We start from the raw sequence: 19459 nt of genomic DNA, 5'->3' as shown, positions 1-19459 counted from the left end.
TCCTTTTAGGCATGGATTAACTTGAAATGACGGTAATTATTCGCTTTAACATTACTTTAGCAATATAACTGAATTTTACTAACTATCCAGTTTACTACGTTCGTGTAATTGTTGGGTTAAGTCAATCAATGCAAGTGCTTTCTGATCAAATATTTTGAGCGCATCGAATGCAATTTGATAATGCGCGTTAATTTCTTCTTCCAATTTACTTTTTGAATATAAGGTGGCAAATGTGGTTTTTTGGTTTGCCAAGTCAGAAGAGCGGCCTTTACCCAAGTCTGCAGGAGCATAATAATCTAAGTAGTCATCTTGCATTTGAAACACCAGACCTAAATGACTGGCATAAGTCCTTAAAGCAACTTGATGTACTTTGGATACTGTATGGGCATTTAGAACCATTTCAATGCACGCTAAAATAAGTCGACCCGTTTTAAGATAGTGGATTTCTCTCAGTTGTTTTTCGCTAGTAGAAGATTTCGCTAATTCAGACAAATCTAGGCTTTGTCCACTCACCATACCGCTAATGCCGCTAGCTTTAACCAGTTCAAGAGTCACCGCAATAACTTGTTGGGGTTCAATCAGCGGAGAAAGATGGGTCAAGAGAACTTCAACTGCCAAGGGTTGCATGCCATCACCGGCTAAAATGGCTGTTGCCTCATCAAAAGCTTTATGACAGCTCGGTTTACCACGACGCAAATCATCATTGTCCATTGCAGGAAGATCATCATGAATTAAAGAATAACAATGCGTTAATTCAATTGCGGCAGCAATAACATCGAGAATTTTTAGATCCAGATCCAGCAACTCTCCAGTTAAATAGACTAAAATAGGTCTAATTCTCTTTCCACCGGTGAACAGGGAATAATTAATTGCAGAACGTATCGTTGTGGCAGGCACAGAAGAGTTATTGATTATTTGTTTAAGAAATTCTTCATGCCGTTTTATGTAATTACTTATCACTTAATTGTTCATCCGAGCTGGGTTCTGCCGAGGTTAATGTTTCTATTTTCTGTTCGGCTTTTTGTAGCACATCCTGACAACTTCTAGCTAGGCTAATTCCTTTCTCAAATTGTTTCAGTGAGTCTTCTAAAGAGAGTTCGCCTTTTTCAAGTTGCCTGACAATTTCCTCTAGTTCCGTAATCGACTGCTCAAAATGCATACCTTGGCTCATAGATTTTGTCCTGATTGTGCAAAATGTACTGATTATACTGAGTTGTACTCAGGATTCAATGTCAGTAAATTAATTTTATTTGACTTGGATTTCCGGGTTACTCTTCGCTGCACCTAGTCTACCTCGGAATCGAGCGAGTGAAGATTCGATAGACGAAATCGTGTATATTAAACAGCAACCGAATTAGATGGAATAAGTATGAAAACGAAAACCCAATTTGTATGCAGTCAATGCGCCGCAATTTTTAAGCAATGGGCCGGACAATGCACGCAGTGTGGGGTATGGAATTCTATTGCTGAAGAAGGGATGCCGGTCAATAAAAATTCGCGCAGCGGTTCTTGGGTGAATCAACGTTCGGTAATCACTGCTGTAGAAGATGTAGTTATGGATAAAGAAGTACGCATGGATTGTGGTTTATCCGAATTGAACAGAGTCCTTGGTGGCGGTTTAGTTTATGGCTCTGTAGTTCTGATCGGGGGAGATCCGGGTATAGGTAAATCCACTTTGTTACTGCAAACTTTGGCAAATCTCTCCATGCAGGAAACCGTTTTATATGTCACTGGTGAAGAATCCTTACAGCAAGTAGCAATGCGTGCCAAACGCCTGGGATTGCCCTTGGCGGGGTTGAGGCTTTTAGCGGAGACACAGGTTGAATCAATTATTGCTCATGCCCAAAAAGAAAGTCCCAAAGTGATTGTTATCGATTCCATTCAAACAATTTTTACGGAAAATATAAGTTCTGCCCCAGGAGGAGTAAGCCAGGTACGTGAGTCGGCCGCTCAATTGGTTCGTTTCGCGAAGCTAACTCAGACCGCAGTGTTTCTAGTTGGACATGTAACGAAGGAAGGCGCTTTAGCCGGTCCACGAGTTTTGGAGCATATGGTAGACAGTGTTTTGTATTTTGAAGGTCAAAGTGACAGCCGGTTCCGAGTCATTCGTGCCATCAAAAATCGTTTTGGTGCAGTCAATGAGCTGGGTGTGTTTGCAATGACGGACAAAGGTCTAAAAGAAGTGGCCAATCCTTCAGCAATTTTTTTATCGCGTCAACCAGAACCTACTGCAGGTAGTGCAGTGATGGTTACTTGGGAAGGGTCGCGTCCAATGTTGGTAGAAGTCCAAGCGCTAGTTGATGAAGCACATGGACAGCAATCCAAACGTGTAACAGTTGGACTTGAGTCCAATCGCTTGGCTATTTTACTGGCTGTTTTACATCGACACGGAGGAATTGCTACCTACGATCAAGATATTTTTATTAATGTAGTAGGGGGTGTAAAAGTGACGGAAACGGGATCTGATTTGGCTTTATTAGCCGCCGTAGTGTCGAGTTTACGTAATCGAATTTTTGATCGGGAAACCATTATCTTTGGGGAAGTTGGGTTGGCCGGTGAAATTAGACCCGTACAAAGTGGACAAGAGCGATTAAAAGAAGCAGCAAAACATGGTTTTAAACGAGCAATAGTGCCTTTTGCCAATGCACCCAAACAGCAAAACTCGTCAATGCTGATCGAACCCGTTAAATATTTACACGAAGTTTTGGAAAAAATGTAATTCTGCAAGTGTAGCCTGAGTGCGCGCACTCGGGTTACGGCTTTTCCTGCACCTAAACCACACCCTTGGATCTCATTCCTATATGTAACGTTTCAAGAATTTATGACATGATGGATGAATAAAGTCTTTACCTTTTTTGATGTAATCAACGATAGGAGCAATGATGACTTTTCCAGCCAAGCTAAAATTTGATTTTATGGATATGCTAACCCGCAACAAGATTTCGTTTAGTCAGGGTTGGACGAATTTTATGGGCAACGTACGTAATCCCTCTGCCGTAGTTGTTGATGTAGACAGTGAAGCACAAGTCCAATTAATAATGAAAGAACTAAACCGGATGAATAAGGAACGAACTCCAAAAGATAAAATTACATTAAGAGCGACTGCCGGTTGGGAGAATAAAGACCAAAGTCAGAGCTGTTGTTTATTTCCATGGTCCAAAGTCCAAGAAGAAGAATATGGTAAAGGCAGTTTTTCCTTTTCAGAAGTGGTAGGAGGAAGAACCTCGGCTCAGGGTGAAGGTACCGACATTATTCTTCGTTTTAAAAAAAAATTTCACAAAGCGAAGGTTCTTGGGCCTCTGCACACAAAACCCGCATGGCTTAATCCCAACAATCCAATTCATCAACTTCCTGCCTTCTTGGTCGAAGTAAGTGCTGGAATGCAAATAGCTGAATATGCAGAGTTTTTGCGGAAAAATAATTTATCTTCTTCGACATTGAGTATGTTGAGTTGGGCAAGCTTGATAGGATTGCTTGGTCCGGGAGGACATGGTACCGGCCGAGACGAGCCGGCAGTAAGTGGCTTGATAGAGTCAATCCGAGTTTGTGATATGGATGGGGCTATTCGTGAACTCACTCCCGATCATCCTGATTTTCACACATTGTGTGCTGCACATAGCGGTTTTCTAGGCGTTATTCTTAGTGTCAAAATGCGCGCGGTACAGGCTTACAATTTACGTGAAACAATTGCACTATTTCATAATACCGAAGAGATGAAGGGCAAACTGGGGGATATATTAAAGAATAATCACTACGTGAGTGTTATGGGAATGCCCAGCTCGTCCCCTCTGGGTGAAAACGTTCATCAGTGGCAAGTGCGTATGTGGAATTACACTATGGATAAACCCACTCAAAAAAGTCAACCTACCTATTCACCAACAATTACATCTTTTGTTCAAGAGCTGGGATTAAGATTGGGTGAAGATTTAATGGATTTTTTGGTTAATTCGGAGTTAAAAGGTTTATTACCCGAGTTTATGTTAATTGCTGCAGCCCAGTCGATTGAGGAACGTGGAACAAAACCTATAATCGATTTTGAAAATCACCTCACTCATCCTCAAGTCGCTTTCCCCGAAAAATTACGTGATGTGGATTATTTTATTCCTGTTCAAGATGATAAAGCGGGGGAACATTTAGAAGCTATTTTGCACCAAATCGAAAATCAAGTTGTTAAGGCATCAAGGCTTGGGGAATATCCGATAACCTATGCGGTCTATGTTCGTTATTTGAAAGGGACTAATGGTGGATTGTCTCCAACCGGTACGAGTAGTCCTGATGAACATATTATTGCTTTAGATGTGGTCACTCACCCCGAAACACCAGGTATTGTACGTTTTGAAAAAGAATTTTTAGGGTTTTTGAAGGAACAAAAATTCGAAGTAAGAAACCATCTAGGAAAACAATTTCCCGCTGGGGTGGTTCATTATTCTCAGTTTTTAGATTCGAAAAACATGAAAGAATTTATCGAAGCAGCGCAACGGTGGAATGCGACACCCAATAAAAATGACGGAGCAGAGCGTTTGGCTATGGCTCCTTTTAATACCAATTATTTCCAAGAAATGCTTGATTTAAGCAAGGCTTTGGAAGCTGAATTAAAGAATAAGAGTATAAAAGAGGAACGTCTTTCCCACAAAGTGAAATCCATAGAATATACTAAAGAAGAATGTGTAAATTTTTTGATACGTCTCTATGAGGTGGTAGATTTAATGCCAGTCCAGAGCGAGGCAGCAAAGAATGCCAAAACGATTTTTCTAAAGGCGTGTGAGAATGAATTAGAAAATCGAAGGATACGGGATTTGGTGATTTCTTAACGAGTCTTACAGTGTAGTCTGGGTGTTTTACACAGGCTACACTCTAACGATGGTAGGATAATATATGGACATTACTCCTTTTTTTAAATTGATGGTTGATCGCGGTGCTTCAGACTTATTTTTCAGTGTAGGGGCGCCACCTAATATTAAAATAGAAGGGGTAATTTCTCCTGTAGGCCAAGTGCCACTCAAATCTCAACAAATGGCTGAAATCGCATTATCGTTGATGAGCGATGATCAGCGTAAAGAATTCGAGTCTACTTTAGAACTGAATATGGCACTCTCCATTGCTTCGGTCGGGCGTTTCAGAATTAATATGTTTCGCCAGCGTGGAGACATCTCGATGGTGGTGCGTTATATTAAGAATAAGATTCCTTCACTGGAACAATTAAATTTACCTCTGATTTTAAAATCAATTGTTATGGAGTTACGCGGCCTGGTTTTAGTGGTAGGTGCTACCGGTTCGGGTAAGTCAACCACCTTGGCATCAATGATTGATTATCGCAATGAAAATCAAAGTGGGCATATTTTAACCATTGAAGACCCCATCGAATTTATTCATCAACATAAAAAATCAATAGTGGATCAACGTGAAGTAGGTATTGATACGATGAGTTATGATAATGCGCTAGTCAATGCAATGCGTGAAGCCCCGGATGTGATTTTAATTGGTGAGATTCGTGAGCGCAATGCTATGAAGCATGCTATTGCTTATGCAGAAACAGGACATTTATGTATTTCGACACTTCATGCCAATAATGCAAACCAGGCTATGGATCGAATTATCAATTTTTTCCCTGAAGACGCCCGAAAACAGGTATTGATGGATTTGTCACTTAACTTACGGTCTATTATTTCAATGCGCCTTATTCCTGGTGTGAATAATCAGCGGATGGCCGCTGTAGAATTATTATTAAATACACCTTATGTTTCTGATTTGATCGAGAAAGGAAAAATTGATGACATTAAAGAGGCAATGGAACGCAGCACCGAACAGGGCATGCAGACATTCGATCAGGCTCTATTGAAATTATACCGCAGCGGAGCCATTTCCCAAGAAAATGCGATTAAGTATGCTGATTCCAAAAATAATGTGGGTTTGCAAATCCGTTTAAACAGCAGCGGAGATTTTGATTCTCAAAATGATACTTTAACCATTGATGAGAATTGATTTTTTTGTTCTTTATGTTAAAATTTAGCGCAACTTGATTCCGATTTATGGTTCATGGCTGCATTTTTTCAGATTAGAGATATTACTTTAGGACCGGCGTCACACGCATCGGGTCATGAGGCCTATCTTAAAGCGGTATATACTCCTCCCGATAAGGAAAAATCTCCTTACCGAATCATTTATAAAAAGAATAAATACGGACAACCTGGATTTTCTCGTTTTGAAGTGATGTTTAGTCAATTGGCTCGCCTGTTTTTATTGTCAAATCTAACTCCACCCAACAACCTGGTGGTAGATGATGACCAAAACATTCTTGGTTTGGCGGTTCAGCATCTTTGCTATGTTATAGCAAATAGGGAGGGGTTCGAGCATGATTTTTATACGTTAAATGATCCGAATACAGGTTGTGCCTCCACTCCTATAAGTCTTAGGGATCCTACTCAAATACCTATTTATTTTCTGGATAAGTTGCCGCAGGGTTTTTTTGCGCGCTTAGTTGAAGCGGAGATTGGAAAAAAATTAACCATTGATTATGACTCTTTAGCCAGCATCCTTTCGACTTCTTATACTTTGGAAGAAGATGACCTGCATAAAGGGAATTATGGATTTTATCTGGTAGAGCGCCATGGCAAACCTAGGGTAGTGTTCTTTAAAATTGATCATGATTTGATGTTTGTAGACAGCATCATGAGCTTTCAAACTCGCCGGCCGTTCCATTTAATACATGGGGCTCATGCGTTTGACATTATGGTCCAGGATCTTAAATCACTAACGTGTTTAACCTATTCTTCTAATTCCTATTGGCCAACCAAATTTAGCTATATTGCTAATCCCTTTGACAATAAGGAATATCATAATTATGCCGACATTAAAGCTTTTTCGTTATTAAGTAATAATCCTAAGTTCATTAAAGCAAAATGGAAATCATTTTATAAACATATTTTAATACCCCATGAGCTTATTGAGCAGACCCTTCAAGATTGTGTAGAGATGGATAATGCTGCCGTTCGGGCAGAAGTTGCATTGATGACTCAAACTACCATAGCAAGGCTTTCCCGTTTGCGAGCTGCATTATTCTCGGTAAAAGAGTTTCGAGATTATGTGGGAAATTTGGATAGTAAAAATACCCATGACTTATTGAAAGAAATTATTCCCCCCCATTTAATAACGGCGGCTCTAGTTGAAAAAGTTCGTACATCCTTTAAACGTTATAAGAGTTTATGCCTTAAAGGGAGTGGATTTGAAAAAGGGGATACGCCGTTACATACCGCAATTAAATTGGGTGAATATCGGTATGAAGAAACTTTAAGTATGTTTGGCCAGTTCATTAATGTAAAAAATAAAGCCGGTAAAACTCCTTTAGATTGTATAGCAGAACGAGTTCAAGCTGGATTAAATGATGAGGAGGATGTAACAAAAAATGGAAAGCTAATCCTCAAGCATCTAATTGAAAATGGGGCCCATATGACCGAAAAATTTAGAGCCTCCGGTCTTATGTCTTTAGTGAAAGCCTATACGTTTAAAAATCCTTATTTGGATAAAATCAAACCGAACATGAGTTATCCCGCGCTAAAATTGATTTTAAGAGATATAGGTGAAGATCATCATTTTTGTCTAAAATTTCAAAAGAATTTAGCCTTAGAATGTATTAAACGCTTTATTGAAGTGAATCAGAATCGGCCTAATTTTGAGAATACGCTGCATCATTTAAGATATGACATAAATGGTCGCTCATCTGAGGAAGAATCGGCAGGAGTAAAATACATACGTCAGCTCCGCAGTAAGTTATGGATTATACGCCAGCTACGTGGATTATACGGTTGGAGTTCTACACAATGGGAAATCAATATCTTGATTAACCGGGCTTTAGAGCGCAATCAATCCAAAGACTCCAATCTTTTTTCATTCTTTTCTTGTGGTCAGAAAAAAGAAGCTGCTTTGGAATATGAGTTGCAAGAATCCTATTGTGCAACATAACCCAGCCGATAATGACAAAAATGACCAACTTAATACCTCAAATGCTCGCGACGATTAAAAATTAATGCGTTTGCATTTCTCCAAGGTGGAATGGGTAATCATGTCGGCAACGGGCATACGCAGCGCCAATTTTAGTAGGATCCGGGTAAAACGCATAATGAGTCGCTTTGTAAGCACAACAGGGAACCGCACTCACAAAACAGCCCCTTTTAGCGTTCCAGCGGTAATGGCCATCTTCTGCAAGTTGCAATGTTTTGCCATCAAAACAGACATAACGTGGGTGCGAAGGAATTTCACCAATGACACACCCTTGAGCATAAATACAATCTATTAATGCAAATAATAGTCCAGTTAGTATTATTTTCAACGCTTAATCCTTTAATCTTGCTATAATAATGTTATAAAGTTAGTTCATCTTACCTCCTTTGTTCAAGCAAGATGTGATTAAGCAATGAAATTTAAGGTTAATTTAATAAAATAAGTTTAAAATAGATACATTATGGTTTGCGGAGTGTGCGAATATGCCTAAGAATAGAGAGCTTTTAGCAGTGTTAAAGGATACTGCAAAGTTACGAGGACCTACTGTTGTAGAAGCGGAAAGGAATAGTGCTTTAGACGAGTTGTTAAAATCCGATATCAATAATCCACAAGAATTTAGATCCGCAGTCCTATCACAGGAAAGTTTAACTTTTTGGCAGAAAATGGACAACTCAATTGCTCCTCCTGGTTGGGATTTAGGATCAATAAAACGAGGTGTTAGAGCTCTTGTATGGGTCTCTGCTAGACCCGTTCAAAATGATGATTTCTTGAGTACAAAACCGTCTGAGGGTCCCTCTTTCAAAGAAATAAAACAAGCAGCGGCAGAACAACGTGTCAAATTTTCATTAGCAGCCGCGCAAAATGATGTTTTAGTAGGCCTTTTAACCTCTGATTTTACCGATAATGGAACAATACTTAGACAATACTTAGCATCAAGGGAGAACTCTCTTGGACTTAAATTTGGTGAGATACATGGATGGAATCCAAGCAATGAGGATGTCCTAACCCATGCCTCTTTAGCTAAGATAAGAATAGAAGCAGCAAATCAGCTATTACTAAAATTAATAGCCAAACCCGAACTCACTGATCCTAAATTATTTGATGATCTGACCAAGGCAACAAATATAGGAGAATTTCAAACTGCTGCTAAAGCACTTATTACTGCAGGAGGGATTACTCTACCTCCTGGAAAAACACTAGATGATATAACAAATGGTTTAGCATTTGACTCCGTTGCTGTAGTTGTTGATGCAGCTACAAAGCGAAGAGATAACTTACTGGATCTAAAGGCTATAGCTGAGTTTGAAAACCAATTACAAATATTTAAAAGCAGCGCTACAAGCCCTGATCTTTTGGGAATGAAAAATACTCTCAAAAAAGGTCCAAAACCATTCATAGATGCTTTGGCTGCAGATGCAAAATTAAAAGAGGATCCTCAGCACCCGTACAAGAATAGAATGACGACATTGGAAGATAGTCAAAGAACAAATCTTGGAACGAAGCATCAACAACCATTATGTGAGCAATATCTTAAAGCAAAGATCTTAGCTGTAGATAAGGCGATTAATGATGCAAATTTACTCAATGCATTAAAAGAAGCAAGTAAGGCTAACTTAAAAACCCAATTAGAAACTTTTGTCGTAGCAGACGCAGATGATAAAACAATCATCGGCATGGCTGTAACCGATAGTAACTTAGCAGCGTTTAAAGTAGCTCTCACAGCGAATATTATAAAAAAAATAGGTTCTGGTGGCCAACCTGGTGATCTTAAAGCTCTAAAGGAGCTAGAAGCGGCTTCTGTAAATTTAGAGAGTTTCCGAAAAGAGCTGGTGAAAAAAGTCGGAAATGGGGTTGCATTTGAATTTGTTGAAGAAAATGATTTACCTGAATTAAGAAAGGCTCTTCGTGACCAGATCGGAGTTATTACACGAAAAGAACGCGAGAAGAAGTTCGAAACAGAAGTTGAAAAATATTCTCGTTTGGGTTCAAAAGCGCATCCAACACTAATTGATGTATTTAAACAACTACCCGAAACCAAACAAGCGGAAATAATGAAACCGGGTAAAGAGCACGAGTTGCTCTTTGTAATCAATGCAAAAAGTGCCGAAGAAATTAAGTATTATTGGGGAACCAAAGATGCCAAAGGCAATAACCTTGATTTGACCGGGCTTGTTCAAGAAAATGAACGAGCTGCTGCATTTAAGCAAATCATGAATCCCACAATAGCGAAAGTTTTGATGGGACTTCCTACTGTTACTCCAGCTATGGTGGGTGCGATAAATACAGCTTTATTAGCTCAAAAAGACAATATTTTTTCTAATCCGGGAGACTACAAAAATTTCATTGATGCACTTCATAACGCGTGTGGTGCTCCAGCTGCGCCATTTAATGGTACAGCAGCAAGTACAGGCTTTTATAAAGCTTTCAATCTGATAGATTATAATGATGGAAACTTAATTGATGCTTCTGCTAATGCTACACCTACTACGGTATCTGAAAAGATTCAAGACGAACATAAGAAAAATAAACTTTTATTTGAGGCTCACAAAACTGCATCTGGGATGGTTAATACCGGGTCTGGATCGCAAGTACAGCAGGCTTTGAGCGCAACAGAGAAAAAATTTGTGGAGATTATTGCGAGAGTAGCGCCGCAGCAGGCTAATCTTCTTAGCATAGATGATCAAGTTAATCCAATCTCACTGGAGATAAAAAGGCTTTATCAACAGACATTCGCATCAAGCACTAACGTTCACCAGTTTCTTGATAAACTGATTCCAGAAGATCAAGCCAATAGAGATCCAGCAAAGCGAACACTAAAAAATGAATTAAGCAAAGAGTTCACGCCAAGCGTTTACAATGAATTAAAAGGGATGAGAGTTAAGTCTCTTTTTAACCAAGGTGCCCGAGACCAACTCTACCTCATAAATGAAATCACCACAGATTTAGAGAGATTGCAAAAAGATAAGCCTGCTATTAAAAAACATAAAGGCCATTTAGAAGCGCTCGAAAAGAATCTCAATGCACTCCCTGCTTTATATAGCGGCGCAAACGAAGTTAAAGCAAAAAACAAAGCCGAGAAGATGTTAGAAGAATATAAGGCTTTGGAAAAACAATGTGATACGGTCATCGTGCATTTAGAACATGTTCGAGCCGAGCTTAAAGTCCGTCTTGATAATACACCTTCTGGTGCTCTACCTGCTGGTGACGTAAAGGATCAATTTAACCTTCTTCATAAGGAATTAAATAAAGAAATCATAGAGATTGAGGACCAGCTCAAATTTTACAAAAAAATAAAACAAAAAATATCGGGAGAAAATGGAGCCCTGGAACAAATAAAAGGCATACAGAATCGTAAGCTGACTGCTGTGATAGAGACAACATCAACGAGTTACACGGAACTCGACTTGGCTGATATACAAAAAATTGATGACGACAGAGTCTTTCCTATAAAGCCGGGGGCAAGAAACTCTAATTTAACCTCTGCAGTTACAAATACTAACGACTCTCCGACATTGCTGAAAATTCCGGATCAAGGTAAAATTCTTGGTATCAATACGTTTTATGGCACCAAGACTGACCCAAATAATCCTGGTCAACAGATAGATATAAAAGGACGTATTGCTATCAATTATCATCCTGAAGATGCCTTGCCCCCCAAATCATCTCTAGTAGGAAAAGATGTAGTCAGTTCCAGACCTATAAAGGTGATGATTGCCGTGCCCGTAGAAGATCCAGTTCATAGAGCGGATCAATCATTGAGAGCTGCCAAAGAATTGCTAAAAGACTGGGATGGCGAGAGTCTCATCAAATTAAAAGGATGGCAAGGTAAAGAAAAAGAGTTGGCCTATTTATGGACAGCAATATGTGTTTTAGGGGAGCACCACCCTAAATTTTCTCGTGATAAAATATCCGTTACCGGTACAGCGAACTGGAAACCCGATGGGGAACGCAACTGGAGAGGTTTTAAGGCCGAATCTGTATACAATAAAGTATTCATGGAAAGAGCCAGCGGAACCACGGCGGAACACGTAAGGGAGTTTACTGCTATAATCGCCCCAAAGAAAAGAGAAGAGGTGGATAAAGGCGTAAAAAAATCTACTTCATTCTATCGAGATACACTGACCGATACTAAAGAGCATAATATTGAAACAGAGGTTAACAAAGACTTGGCAGTAGAAGGAAAAGCGAAGACTTTAGGGGGTTAGATTTAGGAACTAATTACTAAAAGGGGTAATAGAATTGAATTCAAACCAACTGGCGATTGGTGTATTTGACTCAGGGATGGGCGGCTTAACGGTTTTACGAGCATTGCGGGAGAGCTTACCGCAAGAATCGTTTATCTATTTGGGGGATACAGCTCGACTTCCTTATGGGACTAAAAGTCCAGATACGGTAAAACAATATGCCATGCAAATGGCAAAATTGTTGGTAGAGCGGCGGATTAAGGCTTTGGTAATTGCTTGTAATACCGCTACTACAGCCGCTTTACCGTATTTACAGGAAATGTTACCCGGTATGCCGGTGCTTGGTGTGGTTGCACCAGGTGCCGCGGCAGCCGTTGCGGCAACTGAAAACAAACGTATCATTGTTTTAGCTACCGAAACAACGATTGCCTCCAATGCATACCAACAGTTAATCACGCAACACTTACCCCAAGCAATCATTAATACGCGCGCATGCAGTGTTTTAGTTGCCCTAGCAGAAGAAGGGATGGTCAACAATCAAGTAGCCCGCGAAGCGTTAAAACATTACCTGGATGGTTTTACCCATGAAGATACAGTGCTCCTGGGATGTACCCATTTTCCTGTTTTTAAGTCTTTGTTGAGCGACTTGTTACCTAAAGGAGTCACTATAGTCGATTCAGCTCATGCCACTTCCCAGGCCCTGTATCAGTTGCTTGAAAAACAGGACTTGTTGAATGATGCTCCTTCTTTGGGACGTTCGGTAAGTTATTTAGTAACCGACTCAATCAAGCGTTTTCAGATTGTTGGCGAGATATTTTTGGGCGATCGCTTGTCCTCTGAGGATATCGAGCTGGTGGATGTTAAAGGCTAAACGTAATTTCACTGTACATTTTGGCAACGCTGCAAACTATTTAAAAAACTTTCGTTCCCGCTTTCGCGGGAATGACATAGTCGGCGATGTCGTCGCTCCAAATTTATTCTTCCTTGGGTGGCCGACTCATTAGATTTTGGACCACTTGTTTTGGACTAATTTTTCCTTGTAGCAGTGCATTAATTTGTTCACAGATGGGCATTTCTACCTGCTGTTGTTTGGCAAGGAAGCATACTTGCGAAGCGTTATATTTCCCTTCTACGACTTGGCCAATTTGCTGTTCTGCATCGTTGATGCTGATATTTTGTCCTAAAAGTAAGCCGAAGCGGCGGTTTCGGGACTGATCATCGGTACAAGTTAAAACTAAGTCGCCGACACCGGCTAGACCAAGAAAAGTTTCTGCTCGTGCTCCCAAAGCTAATCCTAGGCGCTCCATTTCGGCCAGTCCGCGGGTAATTAATGCGGCTTTTGCATTCGCACCATATCCTAAGCCGTCACTGATACCACAGCCAATTGCCAAGACATTTTTAATAGCACCACAAATTTGCACGCCGATGAGATCATCGCTCAAGTACACACGGAGGTTATCATGATGAAGTAATGCACGCACCTCTTTTTGATATTGCGCATTATTGGAAGCTAAAGTCACTGCAGTGGGCAGGAAGTGAGCTACTTCTTTGGCAAATGATGGACCTGAAATAATTGCCTTAGGAAAAGTAGGACCAAAAGCTTGACTCACTAAATCACTTAATAATTGATGGCTTTGTGGATCAATACCCTTAGTCAGCCAAGCAAGTCCTTGAGGTGGTTTTTTTATTTTGCTGATAATTTCTCCAAAAGCATGGGAAGGAACAGCAATAATAACGAAATTGGCTTCGTTCATGCACTGATCAAAATCGGCTGAAGGTTCTAAAGTTTTAGGGAAACCAATATCAGGTAAATAGCGTGAGTTTGATTTTTTCTCAGTCATAAGAGCAATTTGCTGCGGATCATGTCCCCACAACAAAACACGATGTCCCACTTTGGCTAGGTGAATTGCCACCGCAGTTCCCCAAGAGCCAGCACCTAATATGGCAATGTTTTTTTGGTTCATTTTATGCTCTTAAAAAGGAGTGTATTGGTTAGCGAGATAAGCGTAGTATCTGAGTTGAAAAAATAGAATTCTTATTCCCACTCCCGGGTTAAGGCTTTGCCTAAACCCGGGCAAACAATACTTTAGTTCATACTTAGTATTTTTAAGCTTGGCCTTCTTTTTGTTTTTCTGCAACTTGTTGCATGTATAACGCATCAAAATTAATAGGTGCCAATACCAGTTGTGGGAAACTGCCACGAATTACTTGTGAGGTAATTGCTTCACGGGCATATGGGAATAAAATATTGGGGCAGAAGCTGTTTAATATATGATCCAGTTGATTGGCTGGAGCACCCTGAATGGTGAAAATACCTGCTTGTTTTACTTCTACAAGAAATGCAGTTGCTTTTTGGTTGCTTACGGTGGCAGTTACTGTTAATACTACTTCATAAACACCTTCTTCCAGTTTGGTGTTGGAAGTATTGAGTTCGAGGTTTAACTCGGGTTCCCATTGTTGTTGAAACACAGCAGGCGTATTCGGCGTTTCATAAGATAAATCTTTAATATAAATCCTTTGAATCATGAATTGGGTTTCATTTTGGTTTTGCGCTGGGTTTGCTTGTTCGCTCATGATATTGCTATCCTCTTAGTAATTGATCGAGTGTTCCCTGGGCATCCAGGGCATATAAATCATCGCAGCCACCGACATGTTGGCCATTAATAAAAATTTGCGGTACTGTATGTCTTCCGCTTTTAGCTATCATTTCCTGACGTAATTCGGGCTGTAAATCAATGCGAAGGTCAGTAAATGAAGTACCTTTATGGTTTAATAATTCTCTGGCTTTGACACAGTAGGGGCAATAACCCGTACTGTACATAATTATTTCTGCCATAATCTATTTTCCTTTAACCAAGGGTAATTCTGCATTTTGCCAGGCAGTAATTCCGCCGCTAAGTACATGCGGTTGGTACCCTTGGGCGCGAATTTTGTTGGCTAGGGTTTGGGCTTCCATTGCTCGTGTAGCAATTAGGATAAGGGGAGTATTTTTATATTTATCCATTTTCTGTTGTTCAAAATCCTCGTTTTTGGCATTGATCGCATCAATAATATGTCCTTGTTTAAAGGCATCTTTGTCACGCAAATCGATGACTACAGCATTCTCATTATTGATCAAATCAACAGCTGCCTGAGGAGTCAGTTCTTTTGCTTTCTTTTTCTGTGTAAACAACTCATTGATGAATATAAGTAATAAAACCACAATAAGGGCAAGCCATAACTGCCAATGATTTATGATAAATTGACCTAAATGTTCCATGTTCTCTCTTGATATTTTATTTATGTAGCGAATTATCCTCAGAATAGGGCATGAACGCAAGTAAAGGAACTATATAAAAATAGCATTGGTTGAGCACAACTAAACTCGGGTAAAGGGATGGTGCCAACCAGGGGTGTGGTTAGCGCTGTTTTTTAAGCAGCACATAGACTGCACCGTTCCCACCATCCTTTGGTAAGGCGCTATGGAAAGCTAAAACCTCCTCGAATTGAGGCAACCAACGGTTCAGTAAATTTTTAATTACGGGTGGTGCACCGAGATGGCCTCCTTTGCCGTGAATTATTAATAGACATCGTTTACCCTGTTCGGCCTGGGTTTGAATAAACTGGCATAAAATGTCCTTCGCTTTTTCGCCTTTTAAACCATGTAAATCCAACCGTGCTTCCCAGAGAATTTGTCCATTTCTTAATGCTTTTAATCGCTGGTGGGAAATACTTGGATGTGAATAGGAAAGGGTGGTTTCAGAAAGTACCGTGTCCACAATCATATCCGACAAGTAATATTCCTTTATTACGGGTGTGACTGATAATTTGCTCTTTTGGGTGGGAATTGAAGGCTTAGGTTCAGAATTTTTTACCCGCTGGGTTTTTTCATTTAATGGTTTTACCGAGCTCATGTGTTCACGGAACAGGGCTTTGTCTTCATCGGATAAAAAATCATCAGCCATTTTTTACTAGAAATGATTAAGTGATAAGAGAAGTATAACTCAGGTAGAGGGCGATTGTACCTTGGATTTGAATGCGGTAGATGTAAGTGGGGTCTAACTTCTACTATTTAAATTAAACTGTGTGCCCTGAGGCTACATTTGTTGTTTAACATAGGGTACAATTTGTACTTTTTCTGGATGAGAATCGTAATCCCATGAGCAATTATATACTTAAAGAAACGGAAGAATTAGACACCATTTTGGATTTTTTACGTTTTAGTGTGTCCTGCGCAATGAATGCGAATTTGTATTATGGTCACGGCACGGATAATGCTTGGGATGATATGCATTCCTTGATTTTGAGAAGTTTATTTTTGCCCTACGATTTAGAATCAAATTGGCTTAATGCACGCTTAACTACTAGTGAGAAAAAACATTTACATCAGCAATTGGAAAAACGGATTAATCAACGAGTACCCGTCCCGTATTTAATCAAAGAAGCTTATTTTTGTGATATTCCATTTTATGTGGATGAACGGGTTCTCATTCCTCGCTCTCCCATAGCTGAACTGATCAAAAATGAATTTTCTCCTTGGGTCAATGCAGAGAAAGTACATCGTATTTTAGATTTATGTACTGGCAGCGGATGTATTGCGATCGCCTGTTGCTATGCTTTTCCGGAAGCTCAGGTCGATGCAGTGGATATTTCTAGTGAAGCACTGGCTGTTGCTGCAATCAATCGTGAACAACTCGGTGTGGAAGAGCAACTTAATTTAATTGAATCAGATTGTTTCTCGAAAGTGCCCAAGGTAGGCTATGATTTAATAGTGAGTAATCCTCCATATGTAGGTAAGGAAGAGATGCAAACCTTACCTGACGAATTCCGTCATGAGCCTGTGTTGGCTTTGGAAACGAGTAATAATGGATTGGCCATTGTCGAAACAATTCTTAATAACGCTTATGATTATTTAAATGAAGAAGGTGTTCTGATTGTTGAGGTTGGGAATAGTGAAGCAGCTTTATGTGAGGCCTATCCTCAGGTTCCTTTCACTTGGCTGGAAATGAGTCATGGGGGACAGGGGATATTTTTGTTAACGAAGCAGCAACTAAAAGAGTACTTGAATGTCCGGTAATACCTTTGGCACTTTATTTACAGTAACAACTTTTGGTGAAAGCCATGGTCCGGCTATTGGCTGTGTGGTTGATGGTTGCCCGCCAGGATTACTGTTAAAAGAAGAAGACATCCAGCCTTTTCTGGACAAACGCAAACCGGGGCAATCCAAATTTACAACACAACGCCGAGAAGAGGATAAAGTACAGATCCTTTCTGGTGTTTTTGAGGGTAAAACTACAGGCGCTCCTATAGCTTTATTGATTCACAATACAGACCAACGTTCTCGGGATTATGAAGAAATTAAAAATTTATTTCGTCCTGGGCATGCAGATTTTACTTATCATCATAAATACGGCCATCGGGATTATCGTGGTGGTGGGCGCTCTTCAGCACGAGAGACTGCAGCACGTGTGGCAGCCGGAGCTATTGCACGCTTGTATTTGCAGCATCATTTAAACCTGGAAATTGTGGGTTATTTGCAACAAATGGGTGATCTGGTTTTGCACTTTGCAGATGAATCAGAGATTTATAATAATTCTTTTTTCTGCCCTAATAATACGCAGATTCAGGAACTTGCTCATGCGATCGAGCAATTAAGACGCCAAGGGGATTCAGTAGGCGCTCGCGTCAAGGTACTTGCTAAAAATGTACCTGTAGGACTTGGAGATCCTGTATTCGATAAACTCGATGCCACACTAGCTTATGCTATGATGTCTATTAATGCAGTTAAAGGTGTTGAAGTGGGTGCAGGTTTTGCAGCCGTGAATCAGTTAGGTTCTGTGCATCGCGATCAAATGTCTCACCAGGGTTTTCTTAGCAATCATGCGGGAGGAATTCTAGGAGGGATTTCTACGGGACAAAATATAGAAGTTAGTATTGCGCTAAAGCCTACTTCAAGTATTACAACTCCGGGAAAGACACTCAATGTTTTTGGCGATGAAGTAACCGTAGTGACTAAAGGGCGGCATGACCCTTGCGTGGGAATTAGAGCGGTGCCTATCGCTGAAGCAATGATGGCTTTAGTTTTAATGGATCATTATTTGAGACATAAGGCATTGATTTCTAATTCATAATTGGAAAATGCCCAGAATTCTCACCCTTCAATGGAGAGGGGATATACCCCCCTTTTTTTACTTGGGAAAGAAAGTGCCCGTAAGGGCTCATAAGCATATAGAAGAGGTCATAAATGAGCAGAGAATTAAATGTAGCCATAGTTGGGGCCACAGGTGCAGTTGGCGAAACTTTTCTAACCGTATTGGAAGAACGAAAATTTCCAATAAAGACGCTCTATCCTTTAGCTAGTTCTCGTTCCGTTGGTAAAACAATAACATTTAAAAACAAACAATTGGATGTTTTGGACCTCGCTGAGTTTGATTTTAGCAAAGCGGATATCGCCTTATTTTCGGCAGGTGGGTCGGTTTCTAAAGAATATGCGCCTAAGGCGGCTGCAAGTGGCTGTGTGGTTGTTGATAATAGCTCTTGTTTTCGTTACGAAGATGATATTCCTTTAGTAGTTCCCGAAGTCAATGCACATCGTATTGCTGAATATAAAAACAGAGGGATTATTGCCAATCCGAATTGTTCTACCATTCAAATGGTTGTGGCCCTGAAGCCTTTGTATGATGCTGTAGGAATTACCCGCATTAATGTTGCCACCTATCAATCCGTTTCTGGGACCGGCAAGAAAGCGATTAGCGAATTGGTTTCCCAAGTAGGAGACCTTCTGAATGGCAGACCTGCGCAGGTGAACGTTTATCCGCAGCAGATTGCCTTTAATGCCATTCCTCATATTGATCAGTTTGAAGAAAATGGTTATACCCGCGAAGAAATGAAAATGGTGTGGGAAACACGCAAAATTATGGAAGATGACAGTCTGATGGTTAATCCAACCGCAGTGAGAGTTCCTGTTATTTATGGGCATTCGGAGGCCATTCATTTAGAACTAAAAAAACCTTTAACTGCTGAAAAAGCACGGCAAATTCTTTCTAAAGCTCCCGGTGTTAAAGTGATTGATAATGTAAATAAAACAAGCTATCCGACTGCAATAAAAAATGCGATTGGCAAGGATGATGTATTTGTTGGTCGAATTCGAGAAGATATTTCTCATCCAAATGGATTAAATTTATGGGTTGTTGCAGATAACATTCGTAAAGGTGCTGCGTCTAATGCTGTGCAAATTGCTGAAATTTTGCAACGAGAGTATTTATAGTTTCAATGGTTTTTCGATGCCTTCTCCTCTT

General features: G+C 40.2%; 17 protein-coding genes. 9 read left to right on the top strand and 8 right to left on the bottom strand.

The window, feature by feature from the left end:
• Nucleotides 1-78 precede the first annotated feature (78 nt).
• On the bottom strand, nt 79-960 hold the full coding sequence (locus ACWTE2_RS28945) for a polyprenyl synthetase family protein (protein ID WP_182392651.1): 882 nt from the start codon (nt 958-960) through the stop codon (nt 79-81).
• On the bottom strand, nt 950-1171 hold the full coding sequence (locus ACWTE2_RS28940) for an exodeoxyribonuclease VII small subunit (RefSeq protein WP_182392652.1): 222 nt from the start codon (nt 1169-1171) through the stop codon (nt 950-952). The genes ACWTE2_RS28945 and ACWTE2_RS28940 overlap by 11 nt, the downstream gene beginning before the upstream one ends.
• Nucleotides 1172-1369: 198 nt before the next feature.
• Between ACWTE2_RS28940 and radA the strand changes: the two genes are divergently transcribed.
• From radA to ankK, 4 genes are all read left to right on the top strand, one after another.
• Complete coding sequence (gene radA, locus ACWTE2_RS28935) at nt 1370-2719, top strand: DNA repair protein RadA (protein ID WP_182392653.1); 1350 nt, start codon at nt 1370-1372, stop codon at nt 2717-2719.
• A 160-nt stretch (nt 2720-2879) separates the two neighbouring features.
• Nucleotides 2880-4811 (top strand): FAD-binding oxidoreductase, encoded by a 1932-nt coding sequence (locus tag ACWTE2_RS28930; RefSeq protein WP_454785457.1) that lies wholly within the window; start codon nt 2880-2882, stop codon nt 4809-4811.
• A 64-nt stretch (nt 4812-4875) separates the two neighbouring features.
• Nucleotides 4876-5982 carry a PilT/PilU family type 4a pilus ATPase gene (locus tag ACWTE2_RS28925; protein WP_454785456.1) on the top strand — a complete coding sequence of 369 codons (1107 nt, stop codon included), beginning with the start codon at nt 4876-4878 and terminating at the stop codon, nt 5980-5982.
• A 54-nt stretch (nt 5983-6036) separates the two neighbouring features.
• Nucleotides 6037-7959: a Dot/Icm T4SS effector AnkK/LegA5 gene (gene ankK / locus ACWTE2_RS28920; protein ID WP_454785455.1), complete on the top strand. Its 1923-nt coding sequence runs from the start codon at nt 6037-6039 to the stop codon at nt 7957-7959.
• A 61-nt stretch (nt 7960-8020) separates the two neighbouring features.
• On the opposite strand, the gene ACWTE2_RS28915 is transcribed toward ankK, so the two are convergent.
• A complete protein-coding gene (locus ACWTE2_RS28915) occupies nt 8021-8326 on the bottom strand; it encodes a hypothetical protein (protein WP_454785454.1) in 306 nt (101 codons plus the stop codon).
• A 154-nt stretch (nt 8327-8480) separates the two neighbouring features.
• On the opposite strand from ACWTE2_RS28915, the gene ACWTE2_RS28910 reads away from it, so the two are divergent.
• Nucleotides 8481-12203 carry an interaptin gene (locus ACWTE2_RS28910; protein WP_454785453.1) on the top strand — a complete coding sequence of 1241 codons (3723 nt, stop codon included), beginning with the start codon at nt 8481-8483 and terminating at the stop codon, nt 12201-12203.
• Nucleotides 12204-12237: 34 nt separating this feature from the next.
• Nucleotides 12238-13053, top strand: a complete 816-nt coding sequence (murI, locus tag ACWTE2_RS28905; RefSeq protein WP_454785452.1) for a glutamate racemase — start codon at nt 12238-12240, stop codon at nt 13051-13053.
• A gap of 103 nt (nt 13054-13156) precedes the next feature.
• Here murI and ACWTE2_RS28900 read toward each other — a convergent pair whose 3' ends face one another.
• From ACWTE2_RS28900 to ACWTE2_RS28880, 5 genes are all read right to left on the bottom strand, one after another.
• A complete protein-coding gene (locus ACWTE2_RS28900) occupies nt 13157-14146 on the bottom strand; it encodes an NAD(P)H-dependent glycerol-3-phosphate dehydrogenase (RefSeq protein WP_454785451.1) in 990 nt (329 codons plus the stop codon).
• A 142-nt stretch (nt 14147-14288) separates the two neighbouring features.
• Complete coding sequence (secB, locus tag ACWTE2_RS28895; protein WP_182392661.1) at nt 14289-14756, bottom strand: protein-export chaperone SecB; 468 nt, start codon at nt 14754-14756, stop codon at nt 14289-14291.
• A 7-nt stretch (nt 14757-14763) separates the two neighbouring features.
• The gene (grxC, locus tag ACWTE2_RS28890) at nt 14764-15018 is read right to left on the bottom strand and encodes a glutaredoxin 3 (RefSeq protein WP_454785450.1); all 255 of its coding nucleotides are present in this window, start codon (nt 15016-15018) and stop codon (nt 14764-14766) included.
• 3 nt (nt 15019-15021) lie between these two features.
• Entirely contained in the window at nt 15022-15441 is a 420-nt protein-coding gene (locus ACWTE2_RS28885; RefSeq protein WP_182392663.1) for a rhodanese-like domain-containing protein, read from the bottom strand.
• A 139-nt stretch (nt 15442-15580) separates the two neighbouring features.
• Nucleotides 15581-16126, bottom strand: a complete 546-nt coding sequence (locus ACWTE2_RS28880) for a Smr/MutS family protein (protein ID WP_454785449.1) — start codon at nt 16124-16126, stop codon at nt 15581-15583.
• 194 nt (nt 16127-16320) lie between these two features.
• Between ACWTE2_RS28880 and prmB the strand changes: the two genes are divergently transcribed.
• The 3 genes from prmB to ACWTE2_RS28865 all read left to right on the top strand — a co-directional run bounded on the left by prmB (nt 16321) and on the right by ACWTE2_RS28865 (nt 19428).
• Nucleotides 16321-17238, top strand: coding sequence for a 50S ribosomal protein L3 N(5)-glutamine methyltransferase (gene prmB / locus ACWTE2_RS28875; protein WP_454785448.1), 918 nt, complete (start codon nt 16321-16323; stop codon nt 17236-17238).
• Nucleotides 17228-18292: a chorismate synthase gene (gene aroC / locus ACWTE2_RS28870; RefSeq protein ID WP_454785447.1), complete on the top strand. Its 1065-nt coding sequence runs from the start codon at nt 17228-17230 to the stop codon at nt 18290-18292. The genes prmB and aroC overlap by 11 nt, the downstream gene beginning before the upstream one ends.
• 113 nt (nt 18293-18405) lie before the next feature.
• The gene (locus ACWTE2_RS28865) at nt 18406-19428 is read left to right on the top strand and encodes an aspartate-semialdehyde dehydrogenase (protein WP_454785446.1); all 1023 of its coding nucleotides are present in this window, start codon (nt 18406-18408) and stop codon (nt 19426-19428) included.
• Nucleotides 19429-19459: the final 31 nt, after the last annotated feature.

Source organism: Legionella nigrisilvae, assembly GCF_977063395.2.
The sequence above is the reverse complement of the archived record's forward strand: the minus strand, read 5'-3'. Positions and strand labels throughout refer to the sequence as shown.

Coding starts and splice junctions, on each gene's coding strand:
- ACWTE2_RS28940 (WP_182392652.1), bottom strand. CDS start 1,171: ATGAGCCAAGGTATGCATTTTGAGCAGTCGATTACGGAACTAGAGGAA.
- radA (WP_182392653.1), top strand. CDS start 1,370: ATGAAAACGAAAACCCAATTTGTATGCAGTCAATGCGCCGCAATTTTT.
- ACWTE2_RS28930 (WP_454785457.1), top strand. CDS start 2,880: ATGATGACTTTTCCAGCCAAGCTAAAATTTGATTTTATGGATATGCTA.
- ACWTE2_RS28925 (WP_454785456.1), top strand. CDS start 4,876: ATGGACATTACTCCTTTTTTTAAATTGATGGTTGATCGCGGTGCTTCA.
- ankK (WP_454785455.1), top strand. CDS start 6,037: ATGGCTGCATTTTTTCAGATTAGAGATATTACTTTAGGACCGGCGTCA.
- ACWTE2_RS28910 (WP_454785453.1), top strand. CDS start 8,481: ATGCCTAAGAATAGAGAGCTTTTAGCAGTGTTAAAGGATACTGCAAAG.
- ACWTE2_RS28900 (WP_454785451.1), bottom strand. CDS start 14,146: ATGAACCAAAAAAACATTGCCATATTAGGTGCTGGCTCTTGGGGAACT.
- secB (WP_182392661.1), bottom strand. CDS start 14,756: ATGAGCGAACAAGCAAACCCAGCGCAAAACCAAAATGAAACCCAATTC.
- grxC (WP_454785450.1), bottom strand. CDS start 15,018: ATGGCAGAAATAATTATGTACAGTACGGGTTATTGCCCCTACTGTGTC.
- ACWTE2_RS28885 (WP_182392663.1), bottom strand. CDS start 15,441: ATGGAACATTTAGGTCAATTTATCATAAATCATTGGCAGTTATGGCTT.
- ACWTE2_RS28880 (WP_454785449.1), bottom strand. CDS start 16,126: ATGGCTGATGATTTTTTATCCGATGAAGACAAAGCCCTGTTCCGTGAA.
- prmB (WP_454785448.1), top strand. CDS start 16,321: ATGAGCAATTATATACTTAAAGAAACGGAAGAATTAGACACCATTTTG.
- aroC (WP_454785447.1), top strand. CDS start 17,228: ATGTCCGGTAATACCTTTGGCACTTTATTTACAGTAACAACTTTTGGT.
- ACWTE2_RS28865 (WP_454785446.1), top strand. CDS start 18,406: ATGAGCAGAGAATTAAATGTAGCCATAGTTGGGGCCACAGGTGCAGTT.